Genomic DNA, 18,422 nt, shown 5'->3' on the forward strand with positions numbered 1-18,422 from the left:
GAAGTCGATTGAGCTAAATTGATATTTAAAGTTATCTGGTGGCCGTGATAGTCGCCCCTGATTCAGCTTGAGGTGCAGACACGGTGACGCGGTTGTTAGCGGTTTTTAGGATGTAATATCCGGTACCGGTAGCTGACACGCCGCCTTTAGGATCAACCGGGATAGAGGTTAAATATTTTTCGTTGGTCGTTAAGACGCCTAGGTCTATTAAACTACCGCAAGAAGAAGTGGCGGCGCAAATTTCAGTTGAAGAAGAGGTGATGGCGGCCGGAATGGTACCGCTATTATCGATCGAATATTGATAGACAGCGTTTAAAATAGTGTTGACGTCGACTCGTCTTTGAGCGTTTTTAGTTTCAGCTAATTGTTTATTAGGATTGATGGCCAGGATAACGATACCAGCTAGGATGGCAATCGCGGCTACCACCAACAAAATTTCTAAAAGAGTGAAGCCCTTGGCTTGTGTTTTTTTCATAAGTTTTAGTTGTTTTTATTTTAAAATTTATTTATTCCTAACTTCTAAATTATAGCATAGATAATAAAAGCTTGCCAAGCGATTTAATCTCCGACTTCATCCCAAGAAGTGACTAGGATTTTAGGACTGGTGGTGCTAATTACAACCCTAGCTTTTTGGACATTACTGCCCACTGTGCTACTAGCGTTAATTGTGCGATTACTGCCGCCGCTATTAGTTACGAGATAATTGCAGGTTAGAGACCCTAAATTCAAGCTGCCACTGCCAGTGAAGTTAATGTCATCGCGAATAGCTTGTAAAGCTTCTTCTGCGCAGGCATTAGCCAGGGCCCGGGCTTGACTAGCTTGTAGCTTATCCTGGCTATTTTTAGTCGCCCCAGTGCCGCTTTCCAGGAAAAAAATGATAATAGCTAAAATTACCGCCCCGGTAATAATGACGCTGATAAGAGTGATATAAGCGGGTGCTTGCCTGTTTAATTTCTTCATATTTTAGTAGCGCCGGCTAGCGCTCACATTAAATCTTTCGCTATATGAATACTCGGAACGATTATATGGATCGATTATTCCCAAAGAAAAACTGGCTGAGAGGCTACCGGTGCTGGAGGCATTGCTGAGATTATAAAAGATGAGATCGCTGGCCTTTACTCGGGAATTATTTAACTCTATATTAGAACCGCCGGCGAAGCTGACCACTAAGCTGGTGCTAGCCAGCTTGAAGACGGTTGGATTACGGGCAGGGTCGTTTGAGGCTAGGGAAAGGGTCGTGCTACTGGTTCCGGTTGCCGGAGAATTGATAGCACTGGATGCCTTGATGTTCTGGCTAAGCAGATAGGTGATCTGGTCGCCTTGCTGCTCGACTTCGTTAATAAGCTGGCCTTTGACTTTAGTCTTCAGGGTTATATTGATAAATTGCGAACTTATTAGTAAAATAACCCCCATTAAGCCGATATATAAAAGCAACTCAATTAAAGTGAAGGCGTCTTTTTCTAAATTTCCCCTTTTAGACATATTAAGGTTTTCTCTTCAAGGCTAAGATGTGTCGCGTTCCAGCATCACCACCGTTGACCGTTTGGCGATTAATGACGTTACCAGAAGCGCCAGCGGTCGGAATAGTGATGTAGGCTGAAGAGATCGAAGTATCATTACCCTGCAGATTACGATACTGGCTTAAACCAATATTAGCCCAGCCGGCAGTCTGCAAGGCCCAGGAATTGTCATCACCCGTAGTCCAAAACGCTAAGACCATGGCTCCGTCCGTATTAGTATTGATCCCGGTAATAGTCACATTCCTAGGATTTGCCGGAGCTGTGAAGGTGCCACCCGTCTGAGCTACATCCAAAACGCTAGTTGGATTGACGTTACGGAAAACATGCATAACAACTGTTAAACCTAGGGTGCCTGAACCGACCGTAATACTGGGATCAGCTGACCAGCTGCCGTTATAGACAGCATAGAAGATACGGGAAACATTGGTAGTGCCGTTAGCGACTTGGGTGAGAGCGGTCCAGCTCTGTCCGCCGGTATTGGAAACGGAGAGGGTGGCCGAAGCGCGATAGCTAGCTATTATTAAAGCCACGTCGCCAACCTGCATACCACTGGGTGGTGTCACTGATACAGTCGGACCAGCCTTAGTCCCGTTATCAGGCGGATTAGAAGCGCTACCGACTATACTTATATCGGATACGGAAACTTTGGCCCAATCATCCAGATAGGTTGCCAAGCTTAAACTACCACTCCTTTGGCTATTCTGGGCCCAGGTAACGGTCGAAGTGGCGATTTTACGGCTGGTACTAGCGCTAGCGATCGAGATTTGCCTGGTAAATTCTCCATTAGTACTGCTTGTACCGGTCAGGACCCACTGACCAGTACTGGTTGAGAGGCCATAGGTGCCAACACTTAAATTATCAAAGGAGGAGTCGCGGATATTGCGTACCGCCTCCAGTCCCTCCTCAGCATAATCTAAGGCTCTCTGGCGGCTGCCGCTTAAAGCGATCGATTCAACCCCGTAGAGATAGGCTCTCACCGCAAAAACCGCCAGCAACAGAAGTAGCGTGGCGCTTAAAATAACTTCGACCAATGCGAAGCCGGATTTAATAATATATTGTTCCTTGGGCATTTATATGGATATAACGGACTTCATTATCGGGATTTTTGAGGGTCGTAGTTGCGGCGCTTACGGGCGTGCTAGTCGCTTTTAAGAAGATTACTTCCGTGGTACTGCTGGCGACGACCTTCCCGGGAAAGACTTTAAGCTCGTCATAGTTGCTATCTCGGGCAGCATAAGAATTACCCTTGAAGATGGTGGAATTCGTGGCGTTAGCATATACTCCCCAGCTAGAATCAAGCTCCATAGTCCGCGCTAAGACTTGCGCACGACGATAATCCTGAACCAAGGTTTGCGTCGCTAGATCAAGGTTATTCCTGGTTTGGAAATGGTTATAGACGGGCGCCATAATGCCAAATAAAAAAGCCAGGAAGGAGATTACTAACAAAATTTCGAGCAAGGTAAAGCCGGATGCGTTCTTTCTAAGCATATTTTAATATTGGCTCATGCCTCCAATCAAGCTATATATCGGCAAAATAATCGCTAGAGCCACTCCAACCACTCCTAGCCAAACAATGATGAGCATTAAGGGCTCTAAGAAAATGACTAAGTTTTTCGTGGTCGTTTCCGTCTTCTCCTCGTAACGATGGCCGATTTTTTGTAAGATATCGGGTAAATTGCCGGATTGTTCACCGGCTACAATCATCTGCTGGATCGGATAGGGAAGGAGGCTGTTAAGATTGCGGAATTTCTGGAAACTGTTTTTGAACGATTCGCCTTCACCTATTTTTTCCTTTAGAAACAGACAGAGGCGGCGGTAGCGGTAAAAACCGCTGGCGGCGGCGCTAGATTCTAAGGCTTCCTCAATCGGGATGCCGGCCTCCAGTAATATGCCTAAAAGATAAGCAAAGCGTCCGACCTCTACTTCCTGGATTAGTTTTTTGAAACCCGGAGTGGCAAAGATAAGGCTTTGCCCGATAAATTTAGTCTTTTTGTTGAAAAAAACCAAATAAAAGAAGGCGGCCAGGAAAATGATTAAAGCGGGGAAGAAATAAGCACCGTTATTCTCTAAGAAAGCCCCGAAATCGATCAGATAGCGGGTAATCAGCGGAAGGGCAATATCCATCTGTTTAAAGACATTAGCCAGACGGGGCAGGATAAACCAAGAGACGCCAATTGCTACGACCAGGGCAATAATCAGGATAAAGGTGGGGTACATCATGGCGGAACGCAATTTCGAATGGAAGCTTTGGTCTTTTTGGTTTTGATCAGCCACTATCTTTAAATTATCTGCTAAGCGGCCGCTCGACTCTCCCACCCGGACGAGAGCGACTGCTGCCGGACTAAAGATCTTGGTAGTCATTAAAACGCGCCATAAGGGGGAACCGTTATCGACTTCTTCTTTGACTTGGGCTAAAACTTTTTTTAAAAAGCTTGATTTTATCTCTCCAGCTACCGCCTCTAAAGAAGAGGAGATGTTCAAGCCAGCCGCTAAGAGTAAGGTTAGGTTTTCTATCAAAATCTCTTTCTCTTTCTTAATAAAAAAACCGCGCCAAGAATTTATTTGCGAAGGCGCTTTCGATCGCGTTTTTCCTGAAAGCTTATTTTTCATAAGGGCTATTAGCGACTCGCAGAAGCTCATCGATAGTAGTTAATCCGTTTTTTACTTTATCTAAACCATCTTCAAACATGGAACGGCTGCCATTTTTTCTAGCTAAACTTTGGATTTCTTGGGTTGAAGGGTGTTTCAGTATCAGTTCGCGTAAATTCTGCTCTAAAGCGATGAATTCGAATAAACCGATCCGGCCTCGGTATCCGGTTTGGGAACAAGTCGGACAACCCCGGCCTTGATAGAGGGTAATCTTGGTTTTCGGGAAAAAACGGGCCAGTCCAGGATATTTTTTTTCTAATTCGGATTTAGTTAAAGTGGTGGAATAACGGCAAGATTCACAAATCCTCCGCGCTAGCCTTTGGGCGATAATCAGTTCTAAGGTAGAAGATAAGAGGAAGGGCTCTATTCCCATATCGATCAAGCGGGGAATGGCTGTAGCGGCATTATTAGCATGGAAAGTCGAGAGTAATAAATGGCCGGTCAAGGCGGCGTTAACCGCGATTTCAGCGGTTTCCTGATCCCTAATTTCTCCGACCAAAATAATATCCGGATCTTGGCGGACGATTGATTTGAGGCCAGTAGCGAAACTTAGATTTGTCTGCTGATTAATTTGGATCTGGTTAATCCCGGTAATTTTCATCTCTACCGGATCTTCGATTGTCGTAATGTTAACTTCCGGTTTATTTAAAGTCTTTAAAACCGCATATAGGGTCGTGCTCTTGCCAGACCCGGTCGGCCCGGTAACTAGGATCATACCGAAAGGCTTTTTAGCGGCGCTCTCCAATTGAGCCTGCTCCTCGCCGCTTAAACCTAGATCGCTTAAAGCGAAACCGCGCATGTATTCGGCCAAGAGACGTAAAACCATCTTTTCGCCATCAAGGGTTGGGATAATCGACAGACGAGCGTCAATATATTTACCGTTATTAGTAAAATGAATGGATCCGTCTTGGGCGGCAAAATGTTCGTCGATGCGTAAGTGAGCTTGGACTTTGAGTCGGTTAACGATATTTTCGTAATACTCTTTAGGGAGGCGACCGGCATCCTGTAAAACACCATCGACACGGAACCTAACTAATATTTCCTTTTCTTGGGGCTCGAAATGGATATCCGAAGCCTTGAAAACGCTGGCATCTTGGATGATTTCTGTGATTATTTCCGGGGCAACCTTCTTCTGGCCGGCGATGATCTGGCTGAAACGAGTTTCTAAAGTCTTACGATATGATTCCTCTAGGACAGCATCGATATCGCGTGTCAAAGAATAGGCTAAACTGAGACTCTTTTTAGGAAAGAGGGCTTTTAATTTCGAGATTATCTTGGCATTCTCCGGTAAATCAGTGGTCAGGATCACTCGCTTGTCATCTTCGCTGAATAGGATTAAGCGGAATTTTTTCGCCACTTCTTCCGGGATCTTCTTGACCTGGCTGACGCTGGGCTTCTGAGAATTAAGGTCAGCGTAGTTTAATTTAAAAAATTCCGCCAAAGCTTGGCCGATTAAGTCGGCATTTAAAAAATCCCCCTCAATCAAATAATCAAAAAGGGGTAGATGTTGCTTCTGGCTATCCTCAAGAGCTTTAGCTAAAATTTGGCCGTCAATATAATTTTCTGAGGCCAAAATACGGGCAAGTTGCTCGTCTTTTATATTCATAGTGACAGGCTAGGGATTTAAAATTTTCTGAATATGGGAAACCAGATTCACTAGCGGAGTATCTGATTTGACGAAATAGGCGCTAGCGCCCAAACTTTGAGCTTTTTCCATGTCGCCGCTCTGGCTAAGATTAGACAAAACTATGACAGCTGGCTGTTTCTTTTTAGTCTTAAGTTCCTCTAAAAAGGCGAAACCGTCTTTTTTGGGCATCATTAGGTCAAGCAAGACCAAGTCAAACAGATCTTTAGTGACCATATCAATAGCATCCTCTCCATTACTAACAACACTCACCTTGTACCCGCAGTGTTCTAATTTAAGCTGAAGAGCCTTGGCAATCGGCCGATCATCTTCAGCAATCAGGATTTTTTTAGATTTCTTTTCTGTCATATGCAACTAAGCTCCATTTAATCTAATAGTATCATAATCTGGAAAAGCTGACAATTTATTTTTTCTACTTTTGACTTAATTGTTCAAAAATATTAAAATGATAAAGTAAGACTAAAAAATTAAGATAATTACTTATGCCTTATATCAAATGGGAAGACTCATTTTCGGTCGGCGTCCATGAAATAGATGAACAGCACCAGAAGATTATCGAGATCATTAACCGCTTGAGCCAAATGTATGAAAAGAAAGAAGTTCAGGATTTCGTGTTAGAGGATATTATCAAGGAATTATCAGATTATGCCGACTACCACTTCGCGACCGAAGAAAAGTACTTCAAAAAATTCGCCTACGAAAAAACCGAAGGGCATATCGCTATGCATAATAATTATCGGGATAAGATCGGCGAACTTAGGGTGAAATATCTAGCGGATAAGAAAGAGGATGTCTTTTTCGAACTGACCAACTATCTGCACGACTGGTGGCTTTGGCACATCAACAACGCGGACAAGGAATATACGGAGTGCTTCCAAAATAACGGCTTAAATTAAAATTGAAAAATATGCAAGATTTAAATTCATTCATCATCGACTTCGTCTGGGTCTTCGTTTTACTCATGATCTGGCAGCTAGTCTGGAAAGGCTTAGCTCTCTGGAAGGCGGGGAAACGCCAGGATAAAGTCTGGTTTGTTATCCTATTTTTACTCAATACTCTCGGAATCCTGGATATCATCTACCTCTTCGCCGTGAAAACCAAGCAGACTCCTACTAACAATAATAATTAAAATAAGCTTATGAAGAAAAAAGGCTTCACTTTGATTGAGCTTTTGGTAGTAATCGCTATCATCGCTTTACTAGCTACCATCGCGGTTATCGCCTTGGGCCAATCCCGTATCAGGGCTCGCGATGCGAGACGCCTGTCTGATATCAAGCAGATCCAGACCGCCCTCGGCTTATATGTCCATGACGCCGGCTCTTATCCGAGCGATCTAGCGTCCGGAACGATTGCTTATAGCGGCACTACCTATATGTCCATACTACCGACCCCACCGACTCCGGATGACGGCTGTACTGGATCGACCCAATACACCTACGCCGTCCAAGCGGTCGGAGGCAATGCTGCTGGTTCCTATACTTTACGCTATTGTCTTGGAGCCGCCTCAGGCGATATCAGCTCCGGCCTGCATACGGCCACTCCGGGCGGAATTGAATAAAATAAGAGGAAAATTTGATAAAACCGCCAGAACAGGCGGTTTTATGGTAAAATAAAAAGAGCTCCTAGGGCGTAATAATAAAAGCATAATAAAAACAATGGTTAATAATCTAGAGCTTTGGGATAAAAAAAGCGATCAAGAGCTGGTAGCCATGACCCTTAAGGATAAGGAGGCTTTTGTCTATTTGCTTAAGCGCTATGAAGATAAATTGAGACGCTACATCCGTCGCATCTCTAATTTCAGCCCGGAAGAAACCGAGGATGTCTTGCAGGAGGTTTTTTTGAAAGTCTATAAAAACCTAAACGGCTTCGATGCCGATCTTAAGTTTTCTTCTTGGATATACCGCATTACCCACAACCAAGTTATCAGCAGTCACCGCCAACATCTTAGCCGGCCGCAAAGCGTAGAAATCGATGAACAGATAGTAAACAAGATAAAATCGGAGTTCGACTTGCAAGAGCTGGTTATAAACAGTGAGCAGCAAAATCTGACCGCTGGAATCTTAGAAAAGATGAAAGATAAGTACCGAGAGATCTTGGTTCTGCGTTTCTTCGAGGATAAGAGCTATAACGAAATCTCCGATATTTTGAAAAGACCTGGAGGCACTGTAGCCACCATGCTCAGGGAAGCGAAGAAGGAATTTAAAAAGCTCTGGCTAGAAAATAATAATAAGTAATCATATGTTAGATTTAAGCGATAAGATAATCGCTAAAATAGAAGAACAGAAAATCAAGCCGCGCCCCAAGTGGCAATTCATGGTGAAGAAATATGCCGTCCTTACTCTGGCTATCGCTTCTTTACTCCTAGGCGGCCTGTCTTTCTCCGTGATTTTTCATTTATTAAACAACCAGGATTGGACCTGGCAGTCGATTGATCGCAGCCATTTTTTTCTCTTGATTCTCAACTCTCTCCCTTTAGCCTGGCTAGCCTTTTTCGTTCTATTCATCGTGGTGCTTTGCTATAATTTCCGCCAATTAAAACACGGTTATCGATATCCAGTGAAAACAATCGCCTTAAGCGCTCTGGTAACCATGATATTTTTCGGCACCCTCGCGGCCATCCTAGGAATCAACCGTCAGGTCCATAATCTTTTAAACCGGGTTCCTGTTTACCAAAATACCTTTGATTCCAGACTACAGGCTTGGGATCGGCCGCAAGCTGGTTTCTTAACGGGCCGGATCAAAGAATTCAATCAATCTGGCTTTACCTTAGAAAATCCCCATTTGAAAAACTGGCAGGTCATAGTGAGCCCTAAAACCATTATTGACCCGGAATTGGAGGGCGAAATCAATGAAAGGGTCCGGGTCTTCGGTTTTGTCAGCTTACCAGGCAGCTTCATCGCTCAAGAGATAAAACCCTGGGAAAGAATGCGACCGCGAGAGGGCTTAATGCCGCCACCGATGATGAGATAAAATAAAAGAGGCGTATTTGCCTCTTTTTTCTTGATTTTCAAAGGATAAAGCTTTAAAATGCTGAAGAAGATATGACCAGGAAAAAATGGCAACTATACCTCAATTTCTGTCTGATCGCCTTCCTGGCTTTGGGCGTATTTTCCTTATCCCTGAAAGTTTTAGCGGATAACAGCTGGGAAAGGTTCGATTTCTCTAACTGGCATCAAGCGAGGAAAGACTATCAAGACGAAGGCCAGACACAAGTTGAGGAAAAACAAACTTTACAAATTGAATCTGGTTATAAATTACCGATTTTGATGTATCATTACATCAGCCTAGCGCCTAAGGATTCAGCTCTGCCCGGGTTATATCTGGACCCTGAAATATTTGATAAGCAATTGAAGGTAATTAATTCTGAGGCTTATCAGAGCTTATTCATGTCAGAGGTGCCAGGAATTATAAATTCTCAAAAAAAGAATAGAAAATATATCGCTTTAACCTTCGATGATGCTTATGAGGATTTCTATGCCCAGGCCTGGCCAAGGCTTAAAGCTGCCAAGATTAAAAGCACCCTGTATGTGATTATCAACAAGCTCGATCAACCCGGCTATATCAGCCGAGATCAACTGAAGGAGCTAGCAGGGAGCCAAATGGTAGAAATCGCTTCCCACACCTTTAATCATCCTAATTTGCAAAATTTAAACGAGCAGAAAGCTGGATATGAAATCAAAGCTAGTCGCCAAGTCCTAAGTGCCTTAAGCGGCCAGGATTTAAACAGTTTCGCTTATCCCTTCGGCTTGTATCGCGCCGAAACTTTAAAGATAGTTAAGCAAGCCGGTTATTCTAACGCCGTTTCCACCGCGGCCGGATCACGACAAAATCAAAATGATATTTTTTCTCTCAAACGCCTACGGCCCAACAGCCGCCAGGGAGAGGATTTTCGCAAATGGTTAGACTCCTGGCAGTAACAAAAAAGGGCTATCCTAAGATAGCCGATTTTCTTTATTTTTTGAATCCTAGCTTGGAATTATAAGCAGGGTTATGATGCTTTAAACTGGACTAAAGTCATCGTTTTCCAGAAGATCAAAACCTTGAGTGATCCTCAGGCCTTGGTTGGGCAAATGGTTGATAAAAATATCAACCGGAATTTCTAGATCATCATCAAATAAGATGTCTGAGCCCTCGTCTTCGACCAAGAACGAATTTTGTTTCAAATAATCATCCATTTACTAAGGATTATTTTTGTCAGTCGCAGTCTTTATGAAAGAACTACCACTTAAGGCAAGAAGCTTACAAACGCTTCGAGCCTAAAACCATGATAGCAAGAAAATGATAAAAAGTCAATTTAAAAACCCCTCTTTTCGAGGGGTTTTTATATTTTTATCCCGGAATCTAGGTCCGCGGGATGCGCATTTTATAGAAAGAACGATAGACAAAATAAAGGGCCAAGAGGAAAAAAGCCAGGCCGATATAAGGAGCAGTTGACCGGAAAGCGGCCGATATAGCTATTTCCATAGCTAGCAAACCAAAAAGGGTCGTGAATTTAATGATCGGATTCATGGCAACCGAAGAGGTGTCCTTAAAAGGGTCGCCGACCGTATCCCCGATAATCGTGGCATCATGCAACTGGCTGCCTTTTTCTTTTAAATCAACCTCAACCACTTTTTTGCTGTTATCCCAGCAGCCGCCGGAATTAGCCATAAAAACAGACTGAATTAAACCAAAAACGGCCACAGATATCAAATAGGAGACGAAGAAGGCAGCAGCTTCGACGGAAAAGGCCGAAATAAAAGGTATAGCCAAAGTAAAAGAGAAGAGGGCTAAGAAGATATTCCACATGCCTTTTTGGGCGTATTGGGTACAAATCTTCACCACTTCTTTGGAGTTTTCCGTTGAGGCTTTCAAATCTGCTTCCGGATCCAGATTGATATGTTTCTTGATGTAGGCTACAGCTTTATAGGCGCCAACTGAAACCGCCTGGATAGAAGCGCCGCTGAACCAGAAGATAACCATCCCGCCCATCAGGAAGCCGAAGATAGTCCAAGGATTCAAGATGTGCAGAATAGACTCCGGCTCAACCCCTAAAACATTCTTGATTACGAGGATGATAGAAAAAATCATGGTCGTAGCCCCTACGACAGCCGTACCGATCAATACCGGCTTAGCCGTTGCCTTAAAGGTGTTGCCAGCGCCATCGTTTGATTCCAGAAGATACTTAGCCTGCTCAAAATTGGGATCAAAACCAAAATTTTCCCTAATATCTTTGGTGCTAAAGTCTATATCCTCTTCGATGAGCGATAGCTCGTAAACTGATTGAGCATTGTCAGTTACCGGTCCATAGCTGTCAACCGCGATTGTCACTGGCCCCATGCCTAAGAAACCAAAAGCTACTAAACCGAAACCGCAGACAACGGGATAGATCATGAATTGACCCAAACCAATGACGGCCAGGATAAAAGCGATGAACATAAGTAATAAAAAGACTAAACCTTGCCAGAAAGAACTGAAAAATCCGGCTACTAGTCCGCTTAGGACGGTTAAAGAAGCGCCGCCTTCGCGCGAGGCCGCGACTGTTTCTTGGACATGAGCTGATTTCGGACTAGTGAATTTCTTGGTAAATTCCGGAATCAAGGCGGCGCCCAAAGTCCCACAGCTAATGATGGCTGAGAGGATAAGCCAGAGGTCGGCTGATTGGGCGCTTAGCTCGGTGCCAGGGCCGATCAACAGATAACTAGCCAGGAAGGTCACGATAATTGATAGGAAAGACGTTACCCAAACTAATGAAGTCAGGGGCTTTTCAAAATCAGGATTAAATTCCCGCAAATAAAAGCGGCTAGTTAGTAGATTGTTGAGCCAATAGGCTAGCAGCGAGGTAACGATCATCAGAATCCTCATTACGAATATCCAGACCAGGAGGCTGTTCTGCAAAGCTGTTTGTTCTGTAGCCGAGAAGCCCAAGCTGGGCAAACCAACGGCCAAAACGATAAAGGAAATAAGGGCAACTCCGGTAACACCATAGGTTTCGAAGCCATCAGCTGTCGGTCCAACACTATCACCGGCATTATCGCCAGTACAATCAGCGATTACTCCTGGATTACGAGGATCGTCTTCTTTGATCTTGAAGACGATTTTCATGAGATCGCTACCAATATCGGCAATTTTAGTAAAGATGCCACCAGCTATCCTTAAAGCGCTTGCCCCTAAAGATTCGCCGATAGCGAAACCTAAAAAACAGGCACCGGCTAAATGTCGAGGGATGAAAAGCAGGATAAAGAGCATCAGGATTAATTCTACGCAGATCAGCATCACCCCGATACTCATACCGGAACGCAAAGGAATGGACATCACCTGCCGAGGACGGCCACGTAAAGCGATAAAGGCCATCCGACTGTTAGCTAAAGTGTTCATCCTGATACCGAACCAGGCAACCCCATAAGAGCCAGCGATTCCGATAACCACCCAGGAAAGTATCAATATAACATCGATAACGGAACTGCCCTCGAGATAACCGAAATAAAAAGATACGCAAACCGCGATAAAAAGCAATAAAGCTAGGAGAAATTTGCCCTGTTGAATAAGATAGGTCTTACAGGTTTGGAAGATGGTGGCGGAAACTTGGCTCATTTTTTCATGCACCGGAGCCGCTTTTACCTTAGAATACTGGAATAAGCTGAATAAAATTCCAGCCAGGCAGATGAGAGAAAGCCAAAGTAGTAAATCATGTTGCCCCGAACTAAGTTCAGGAATCTTGAGATCAGCTTCGCTAGCCCAAATGAATAAAGGACTAAGAAGCGCCAGGAAGAACAAACAAATCTTTTTCATGGTTAAGGGTTTTGGTTAAACATTAGATCCTGATATGGATTGTTTTATGTATTGTTAAAGAAACCTGACTCGTTATGGTTCAGGATTATAAATTTTAAGTAAAAATAGGTAAATTGTCAAATAGACAAAAAGCTTTCTCTCCAGTCATTTTTTTGCTATGATTTAAGAGTAAAAATAATTATCTTTCCGGAATTTAATTTTTTAAAAAATAAATTCCGAATTTTAAAATCTATGATGCAAGATAGCGCTTACAAAGCGAATCTGGATCGCTTCCTGGACCAGCTTATCAATGAAAAAGGCCTAAGCGATAAGGACCCGGAAGTGGCCAAACAAATCAAGGATGATCTCTGGGATTTATTAGACCGAAAATTAGACGCTGTAATCTTGACTAACTTGCCTGAAGACAAGCTATCCGATTTTGAAGCTTTAATCGATGCTGGCGACCCGGAAGCGGTCAGGAGCTTTATCAGCCAAAATGTACCCGATCTTGATGAAGTAATCGCCCGCGGATTAATGGAATTCCGCCAAGCCTACGCTTAATCTCATCAATATGCCAAAAATCGCTACTAAAAAAACCGAGACGAAACAAGCGGTCTCGGCTAGCCAAAAGATAGATAAAATCTATCAGGATTTCCTTTTGAAGGTGGCTAAAATCGAAAAAGAAAGAGATTTGAAAATAAGCAAAATAATTAAAAAGGCCGAGACGGAAAAGATCAAAAAGATCTCGGCTTCTTTTAAAAGATAGGAGGACTAATATCAATAAATATGGACAAAGATAAACAAATGCCTGAGGACTTAAATTTAAAGAAAATAGAAAATGAAGAAGGAGCCTCAGAACTTCATATTTACGACCCGGAAGCGCAACCGCAGGAAAAAATTGACGCCGTTGACCAAACATCCCTAGCCGAAGCGCCCATCCCTGAAGACCTCAAAGACAACCCGGAAATAATCAAGGCTGACAAGGAGGCCGAGGAAAAACTGGCTCAACTTAAAGAAGAAACTAGAGCAAAATTAACCAAATTGATTGCGATTGTCGGCGTAGACAGCAAAGCCAGGGATACCGCTATGGACAGAAGCAGCTACGAGATGACTGAAGAAGCCAGAAAACTGAAATGGGTCAGCGGTTTTTTCAAAAAACTATGGAAACACGGCTTGGCTCGCGACGCCTATCATTTCGACAAGCAGCGCCTGGCTCATAAAAAGATAATGGAGGAAAATAATATCTTCGCTAATGAAACCGAGGATGATGGCCGGGAAATAAGCCAGGAGATAAAAGCTCAGAAACACCAGGAATTCGCCCGGGCGACCACGGAAAGATTTTTATCCGAAAATAACGACTTGGTTGAAGAGGCGATCGGAGAAAGGAAGGTGGAAGCTAATAATTTAGACATAAAGGACGAGATTAAAAATCTGATCGTTGACTTCGCCAGGGGCGGGATTGACGAAGCCGCTTTTTTGGAAGAGAAAAATCGCATCATCAGCCAAGTGAGAAATACTAATGAAGCAATCTTGGGTAAGCTACAGGTAGATAATATCTTAGAGGTGGCTAAAGAAGTCAAAGATCTAGCCGAGCACCAAGCTGGTCTGGAAGGAATAGAGTTCGATATCAATCTGACTTTAGGTAAAGCTGAGGGCGGAATTAAAAAGCAAGGTAATTACAGTAAATTAGAAAGCATTGTTAAAAAGATTAGTAGCCATCCTTTAGGGGCCGCTGTCTTGAACGAAACCAGCATCGCCGCTTCCGTCATCGCCGCGTCAGCCCTGGCTATCAATACAGGCAGCAAAATGGCCGCCTCCTGGGGAGGGCGCTTGCTCACCTTCGGCTTAGGAATCGGCATAGCCAGTGGCTTCGCCTATAAGAAAGAAGCCATGCGCACCGAGCATGACCGGGAAAGCCACGAAAGGGAGCTGGCCAGCAAGGGCGGGCAATTGAAAGACCTAATGGAAGCCGCGCCGGAAGCACCGACCAAGCCAGAGAGCTTCTCTAGCGAAGCGGAGCTTAAAGAATTCAAGGCAAAGGAAAAGGCCTATAAAAAGGACAAAAGGCGCTGGGAAAGGGATTACGGCCGGCGCCTAGAATTAGAAAAAGCCCGCTATGAAAGCGTGAAGGCAGAAGATTTGATAAAAAAACTCCAAGCTAACTATAATGACAACGGACAGCTCAAAGACTTGGATCGCTCCGGTTTCGAACAAGCCCTAGGCGGTCTTAGCGACGCGATCGCCCGTAATAACCTAGCTAATGAAAGAAGAATAGATCTCATTAGCTATTCAGCCATCTCCCAAGTAGAAAGTGAAAGAACTGAACTTTTGAAAACTATCAGTCGCCTCAAGGTTGACTTGAAAAGATTCCTGGAAACTAAAGAGGGCGAGAATCTGGAGCCGGATGATACCGAGGAAATCGCCGACCTTAGATTTGAGATCAGCCAATTAGAAAAGACTTTGGAAACAACCCGCGACCAAGAGGTTTTTCGTAATCTAGAAGAACAGATACAACAGAAGAAACTCGAGTTAGAGAGGCTGATCGCTATCAACAGGGCTAACACCAAGCTGCCACAAGCTACTGAACTAAAAGACCTGATAGACCTCGGGGCATCTGCTCAAGCTCAGGAACTGCAGAAGGATATCACTGAAAAAGATAAGTTATTCAGGAAGATAAAAAGCGCTCGGGCTTGGAAAGCGGCTAAATGGACGGCGATTATCGGCACGACTCTCGGCCTAGCCGCCCAAGAAATCGGGGCCGCTTTAAGTGACAAGATGCAGGGAATTTTCGAACACATAAAAGCCCCGGGTATTAATAACCAATTCACCGCCTTAGAAGCCCTAAGACGTTTTATGGAGGGCAACTTCGAGGCCGCCAACCTTCCGATGCATGAAGTCCCTCTAGGGCATAATATATTACAACTGCCTGAAGGGGTTGATTTAGCCCCGGGAAAAAACGGTCTCTTTGATTTAATCAGCCATGGCCAGAAAATAGCTGAGGGTTTAAGCCTGGAAAGCGACGGCACTCTGACCGACAGTGCCAAATCGATATTAGAACAAGCCGGAATCGCCACCAATGAAACAGCGGAAAATATTATCAGGGAAGGAACCACCACGGCTGATGCTCATGGCCTTTTGGATAATTTCCAAAAGAATGGCGCCAATGTGGAAGGAATAAAACGCCTGCTATGGTTTGATAATAACACTCCCGCCCCTAAATTCGACTTCAATGAACTGAAAGAATTTCTCCATTTAAATGGCAATGGCGATTACGCCTTTGATATTAAGAGTATGGCTCCAGAAGGGTCTTTCCATGGAGCGGATGCCGCCAATGCTCAGGCCTTAATGGCAGAAGGCAAGATGAATATCCTACTTTCTTTGAGCCGAGAAACGCAAAATGAAATAATCAAGATCCCGGTAGGGCCGGACGGCCTAGCAATTATTGACAAGGGAAGCGAAATCGGACAGAAACTTTTTGCTATCGTCAACGGCGAGCCAACTTCGCTAGCCAAATATGCCGAAGTCGCCTATGAAGCCGGCGTTAGTCCGGATGGCAAATCCTTACAGAAAATCTTGGCCACGGTAGTGGGTCAAGGCGTGGAAGGCGGAGAGATAAAGACCGAAGTAGTCGATACGATATATAAGACCAGCTTGAATGGTTCTAACACCTGGGCCATGTCTTATTTCATCCCAGTCAACATCAGAAGACCTTTAGAAAAACTGCGCAATCTCTTTACTAAAAAGAATAAAGAAGAACAGCCTAATCGAAACGAATTGGGTCCAGAACCGGAAATACAAAGAGAAAATATCGACGGACTCGACCAGGAAATCCCGGTTGCGGCCACCTTAAGCCCGGAACAAGAGGAAGAAAGACTGCAGCAACTAGAAAGGACTTTGGAAACCACTAGGGATCCAAAGGTATTCAGGAGCATTGAAGACCAGATAATCGCCGGCAGAGCGGCTCAGAAAGCAGAGAAGGCTGAATCCTTAGAACCATCCACTCCGGAAAAAAGGGAAAATGCCAACGATAATAAAGACAAGATTAAACAAATCCAAGAAGATTACCAAAAATACTATAACGAATTAAAAGAAAGGGAAGAGGAAATAAAACGAGTCATTTGGGATAAAGAAAAAGTTGCCAGCTTCGAAAAAGCTAAAGCCCACATCGAGGGTAAAATGAAAGAACTTTTAGCTAGGGAGGCCAATATCATAGATGCCGAACAACTTAAAAACCTAAACGACGAAGAAGCTAAATGGCAGCAAGAACTAGAACAGGAAAGCGAACTAGCTGTTCGTAGCGGTCTGGATAAAGGAGAAAAATTCCAGAGAAATAGGGATAAGATACTAAAAAAAATAGACGATCTAAAAATCCAACAAGACCCAATAAAAAGCCGCATGATTGACAGGACAGAAAGCGAAGATAGCTTCTTTGAGACCCTGGATTTAATGGGACCAATACAGAATGGTTCAAACACCAATTATGATACAAATTATTTCCGCAACTTGCTTAACAATCCCGACACTATAAATTTGAACCAGATTCCTAATAAATATAACCTTCCTAATAAATTTAAAAAATTAAGGATGAAGAAGGGGCCAAGCTGGAAAATATTATCATAAAATAGCGACTCAGACTGATAAAAAAGAGCCTAAAATAAGGCTCTTTTTTATATTGACAAAAACTATGAAATGTTATAAATTATAAAGCTAAACTTAGTTCATTCAAAATAAACCCATAAAAAACCAAAATCTGTAAACATGAAAAAACACCTGATTTTCCTACTGCTTATCCTGGCTGGTAACAGCTACGGACAGAAAATGAGCGTCCATTGGTACCTACCGACCCTCGACGCTATCCAGGCGATGAATATCGCCAAATATGACCTCATAGTCCTCGACTATGAAAATAAGTTCAACAACAGCGAGAGCATTGACCTGATTATTGAAAGAAACTCGAATGCCAAAATCCTCTATTACTGGAACTATGTCGAATGGTTCCGTCCGATGTTTCCCGATAAGCCCTGGTCGATTAAGATGCTAGCCGAACTGGAAAAACGCCCCGGATACTGGCTGAAGCAAACTGATAAAAAACCATTGGTCTTTTGGTCGGGCATGGAAATGATGAATATCACGGATTACTGCCCAAAAATCAAGGGTGAAAATTACCGGGAATTTATCACTAAACATTTGCTAAAAGATATTATATCGGATCCGCGCTGCCAAGGGATTTTCTTGGACAATATCTGGGCCACTCTGGATTGGCTGGGCAAATACGGGAAAAACGAGAGCATTGATGCTAATGGGGATGGAAAAATGGATAGCCCGGCTGAACTTAACGCTTCCTATCTAAGGGAAGCCAGGCAGTTCATCGCGGAAATCCGTAAAGCCAAGGGTAAAAATTTCATTATCATTACCAATCCCATCAACGCCACCCTGCTGGACTTAGTGGATGGCAAAAATATGGAAAATTTCCCTGACTTATACTTAGGTAGCACTAAAAACGGCGGCTGGGATATCAATATGACCTATGCCGATAACGGCAAGCGCTACAACATCTTCAACGCCCGGGCTGATAACCTATTCTTCACCATTTGCAGCGCCATGCTGCTTGATGACGTATACGTCTCCTTCCAACAGAATACTTTTTGGAAGGATGAGTACCAACTTAATCTCGGGAAGGCCCTGGGCAAGAAAGAATCGGAAGCAGGTAGCCAGACCATCCAGAAAAGAGAGTATGAAAATGGCACCGTTATCGTCAACGCTACCCTGGGTAAAGCCAAGATAAAATACCGTAACGGTACTGTTAGAAGCTCTTTCCAATTAGAGACTGACTCTGCGTCTATCAAGTAAGGTTCTAA

General features: G+C 43.7%; 20 protein-coding genes. 10 read left to right on the top strand and 10 right to left on the bottom strand.

Annotation, left to right across the window (positions count from 1 at the left end; genetic code table 11):
* Positions 1-31: 31 nt before the first annotated feature.
* The 8 genes from WC441_02080 to WC441_02115 form a co-directional block, all read right to left on the bottom strand.
* Complete coding sequence (locus WC441_02080; GenBank protein ID MFA5163296.1) at positions 32-475, bottom strand: prepilin-type N-terminal cleavage/methylation domain-containing protein; 444 nt, start codon at positions 473-475, stop codon at positions 32-34.
* A gap of 83 nt (positions 476-558) precedes the next feature.
* Complete coding sequence (locus tag WC441_02085; GenBank protein MFA5163297.1) at positions 559-960, bottom strand: hypothetical protein; 402 nt, start codon at positions 958-960, stop codon at positions 559-561.
* Positions 961-963: 3 nt separating this feature from the next.
* Complete coding sequence (locus WC441_02090; protein ID MFA5163298.1) at positions 964-1,482, bottom strand: hypothetical protein; 519 nt, start codon at positions 1,480-1,482, stop codon at positions 964-966.
* A gap of 1 nt (position 1,483) precedes the next feature.
* Complete coding sequence (locus WC441_02095; protein MFA5163299.1) at positions 1,484-2,590, bottom strand: hypothetical protein; 1,107 nt, start codon at positions 2,588-2,590, stop codon at positions 1,484-1,486.
* Positions 2,565-3,008 carry a type II secretion system protein gene (locus WC441_02100; GenBank protein ID MFA5163300.1) on the bottom strand — a complete coding sequence of 148 codons (444 nt, stop codon included), beginning with the start codon at positions 3,006-3,008 and terminating at the stop codon, positions 2,565-2,567. The genes WC441_02095 and WC441_02100 overlap by 26 nt, the downstream gene beginning before the upstream one ends.
* A gap of 3 nt (positions 3,009-3,011) precedes the next feature.
* Positions 3,012-4,130: a type II secretion system F family protein gene (locus WC441_02105; protein ID MFA5163301.1), complete on the bottom strand. Its 1,119-nt coding sequence runs from the start codon at positions 4,128-4,130 to the stop codon at positions 3,012-3,014.
* The gene (locus tag WC441_02110) at positions 4,120-5,775 is read right to left on the bottom strand and encodes an ATPase, T2SS/T4P/T4SS family (GenBank protein MFA5163302.1); all 1,656 of its coding nucleotides are present in this window, start codon (positions 5,773-5,775) and stop codon (positions 4,120-4,122) included. The genes WC441_02105 and WC441_02110 overlap by 11 nt, the downstream gene beginning before the upstream one ends.
* Before the next feature lie 9 nt (positions 5,776-5,784).
* Complete coding sequence (locus tag WC441_02115) at positions 5,785-6,162, bottom strand: response regulator (protein MFA5163303.1); 378 nt, start codon at positions 6,160-6,162, stop codon at positions 5,785-5,787.
* A 134-nt stretch (positions 6,163-6,296) separates the two neighbouring features.
* Here WC441_02115 and WC441_02120 point away from each other — a divergent pair, with 134 nt between their 5' ends.
* From WC441_02120 to WC441_02145, 6 genes are all read left to right on the top strand, one after another.
* Positions 6,297-6,710, top strand: coding sequence for a bacteriohemerythrin (locus WC441_02120; protein ID MFA5163304.1), 414 nt, complete (start codon positions 6,297-6,299; stop codon positions 6,708-6,710).
* A gap of 11 nt (positions 6,711-6,721) precedes the next feature.
* Positions 6,722-6,943 carry a DUF5652 family protein gene (locus WC441_02125; protein ID MFA5163305.1) on the top strand — a complete coding sequence of 74 codons (222 nt, stop codon included), beginning with the start codon at positions 6,722-6,724 and terminating at the stop codon, positions 6,941-6,943.
* 9 nt (positions 6,944-6,952) lie between these two features.
* Positions 6,953-7,372: a type II secretion system protein gene (locus tag WC441_02130; protein MFA5163306.1), complete on the top strand. Its 420-nt coding sequence runs from the start codon at positions 6,953-6,955 to the stop codon at positions 7,370-7,372.
* A 97-nt stretch (positions 7,373-7,469) separates the two neighbouring features.
* A complete protein-coding gene (locus WC441_02135) occupies positions 7,470-8,048 on the top strand; it encodes an RNA polymerase sigma factor (protein ID MFA5163307.1) in 579 nt (192 codons plus the stop codon).
* Positions 8,049-8,052: 4 nt separating this feature from the next.
* Entirely contained in the window at positions 8,053-8,784 is a 732-nt protein-coding gene (locus WC441_02140; GenBank protein ID MFA5163308.1) for a hypothetical protein, read from the top strand.
* Positions 8,785-8,855: 71 nt separating this feature from the next.
* Positions 8,856-9,731 carry a polysaccharide deacetylase family protein gene (locus tag WC441_02145; GenBank protein MFA5163309.1) on the top strand — a complete coding sequence of 292 codons (876 nt, stop codon included), beginning with the start codon at positions 8,856-8,858 and terminating at the stop codon, positions 9,729-9,731.
* Positions 9,732-9,812: 81 nt separating this feature from the next.
* Here WC441_02145 and WC441_02150 read toward each other — a convergent pair whose 3' ends face one another.
* Together WC441_02150 and WC441_02155 are read right to left on the bottom strand one after the other, a co-directional pair.
* Positions 9,813-9,989: a hypothetical protein gene (locus WC441_02150; GenBank protein ID MFA5163310.1), complete on the bottom strand. Its 177-nt coding sequence runs from the start codon at positions 9,987-9,989 to the stop codon at positions 9,813-9,815.
* 166 nt (positions 9,990-10,155) lie between these two features.
* On the bottom strand, positions 10,156-12,585 hold the full coding sequence (locus WC441_02155) for a sodium-translocating pyrophosphatase (protein MFA5163311.1): 2,430 nt from the start codon (positions 12,583-12,585) through the stop codon (positions 10,156-10,158).
* A 231-nt stretch (positions 12,586-12,816) separates the two neighbouring features.
* Here WC441_02155 and WC441_02160 point away from each other — a divergent pair, with 231 nt between their 5' ends.
* The 4 genes from WC441_02160 (at position 12,817) to WC441_02175 (ending at position 18,414) form a co-directional block, all read left to right on the top strand.
* Positions 12,817-13,125 (top strand): DUF5663 domain-containing protein, encoded by a 309-nt coding sequence (locus WC441_02160; protein ID MFA5163312.1) that lies wholly within the window; start codon positions 12,817-12,819, stop codon positions 13,123-13,125.
* Positions 13,126-13,135: 10 nt separating this feature from the next.
* Positions 13,136-13,330, top strand: coding sequence for a hypothetical protein (locus WC441_02165; protein MFA5163313.1), 195 nt, complete (start codon positions 13,136-13,138; stop codon positions 13,328-13,330).
* A 20-nt stretch (positions 13,331-13,350) separates the two neighbouring features.
* Positions 13,351-17,184, top strand: a complete 3,834-nt coding sequence (locus WC441_02170) for a hypothetical protein (GenBank protein ID MFA5163314.1) — start codon at positions 13,351-13,353, stop codon at positions 17,182-17,184.
* A 138-nt stretch (positions 17,185-17,322) separates the two neighbouring features.
* Complete coding sequence (locus WC441_02175) at positions 17,323-18,414, top strand: putative glycoside hydrolase (protein MFA5163315.1); 1,092 nt, start codon at positions 17,323-17,325, stop codon at positions 18,412-18,414.
* The last annotated feature ends 8 nt before the right edge of the window (positions 18,415-18,422 follow it).

It is taken from the genome of Patescibacteria group bacterium (assembly GCA_041651355.1).
Classification (GTDB): domain Bacteria; phylum Patescibacteriota; class Patescibacteriia; order Patescibacteriales; family UBA12465; genus JAPLVX01.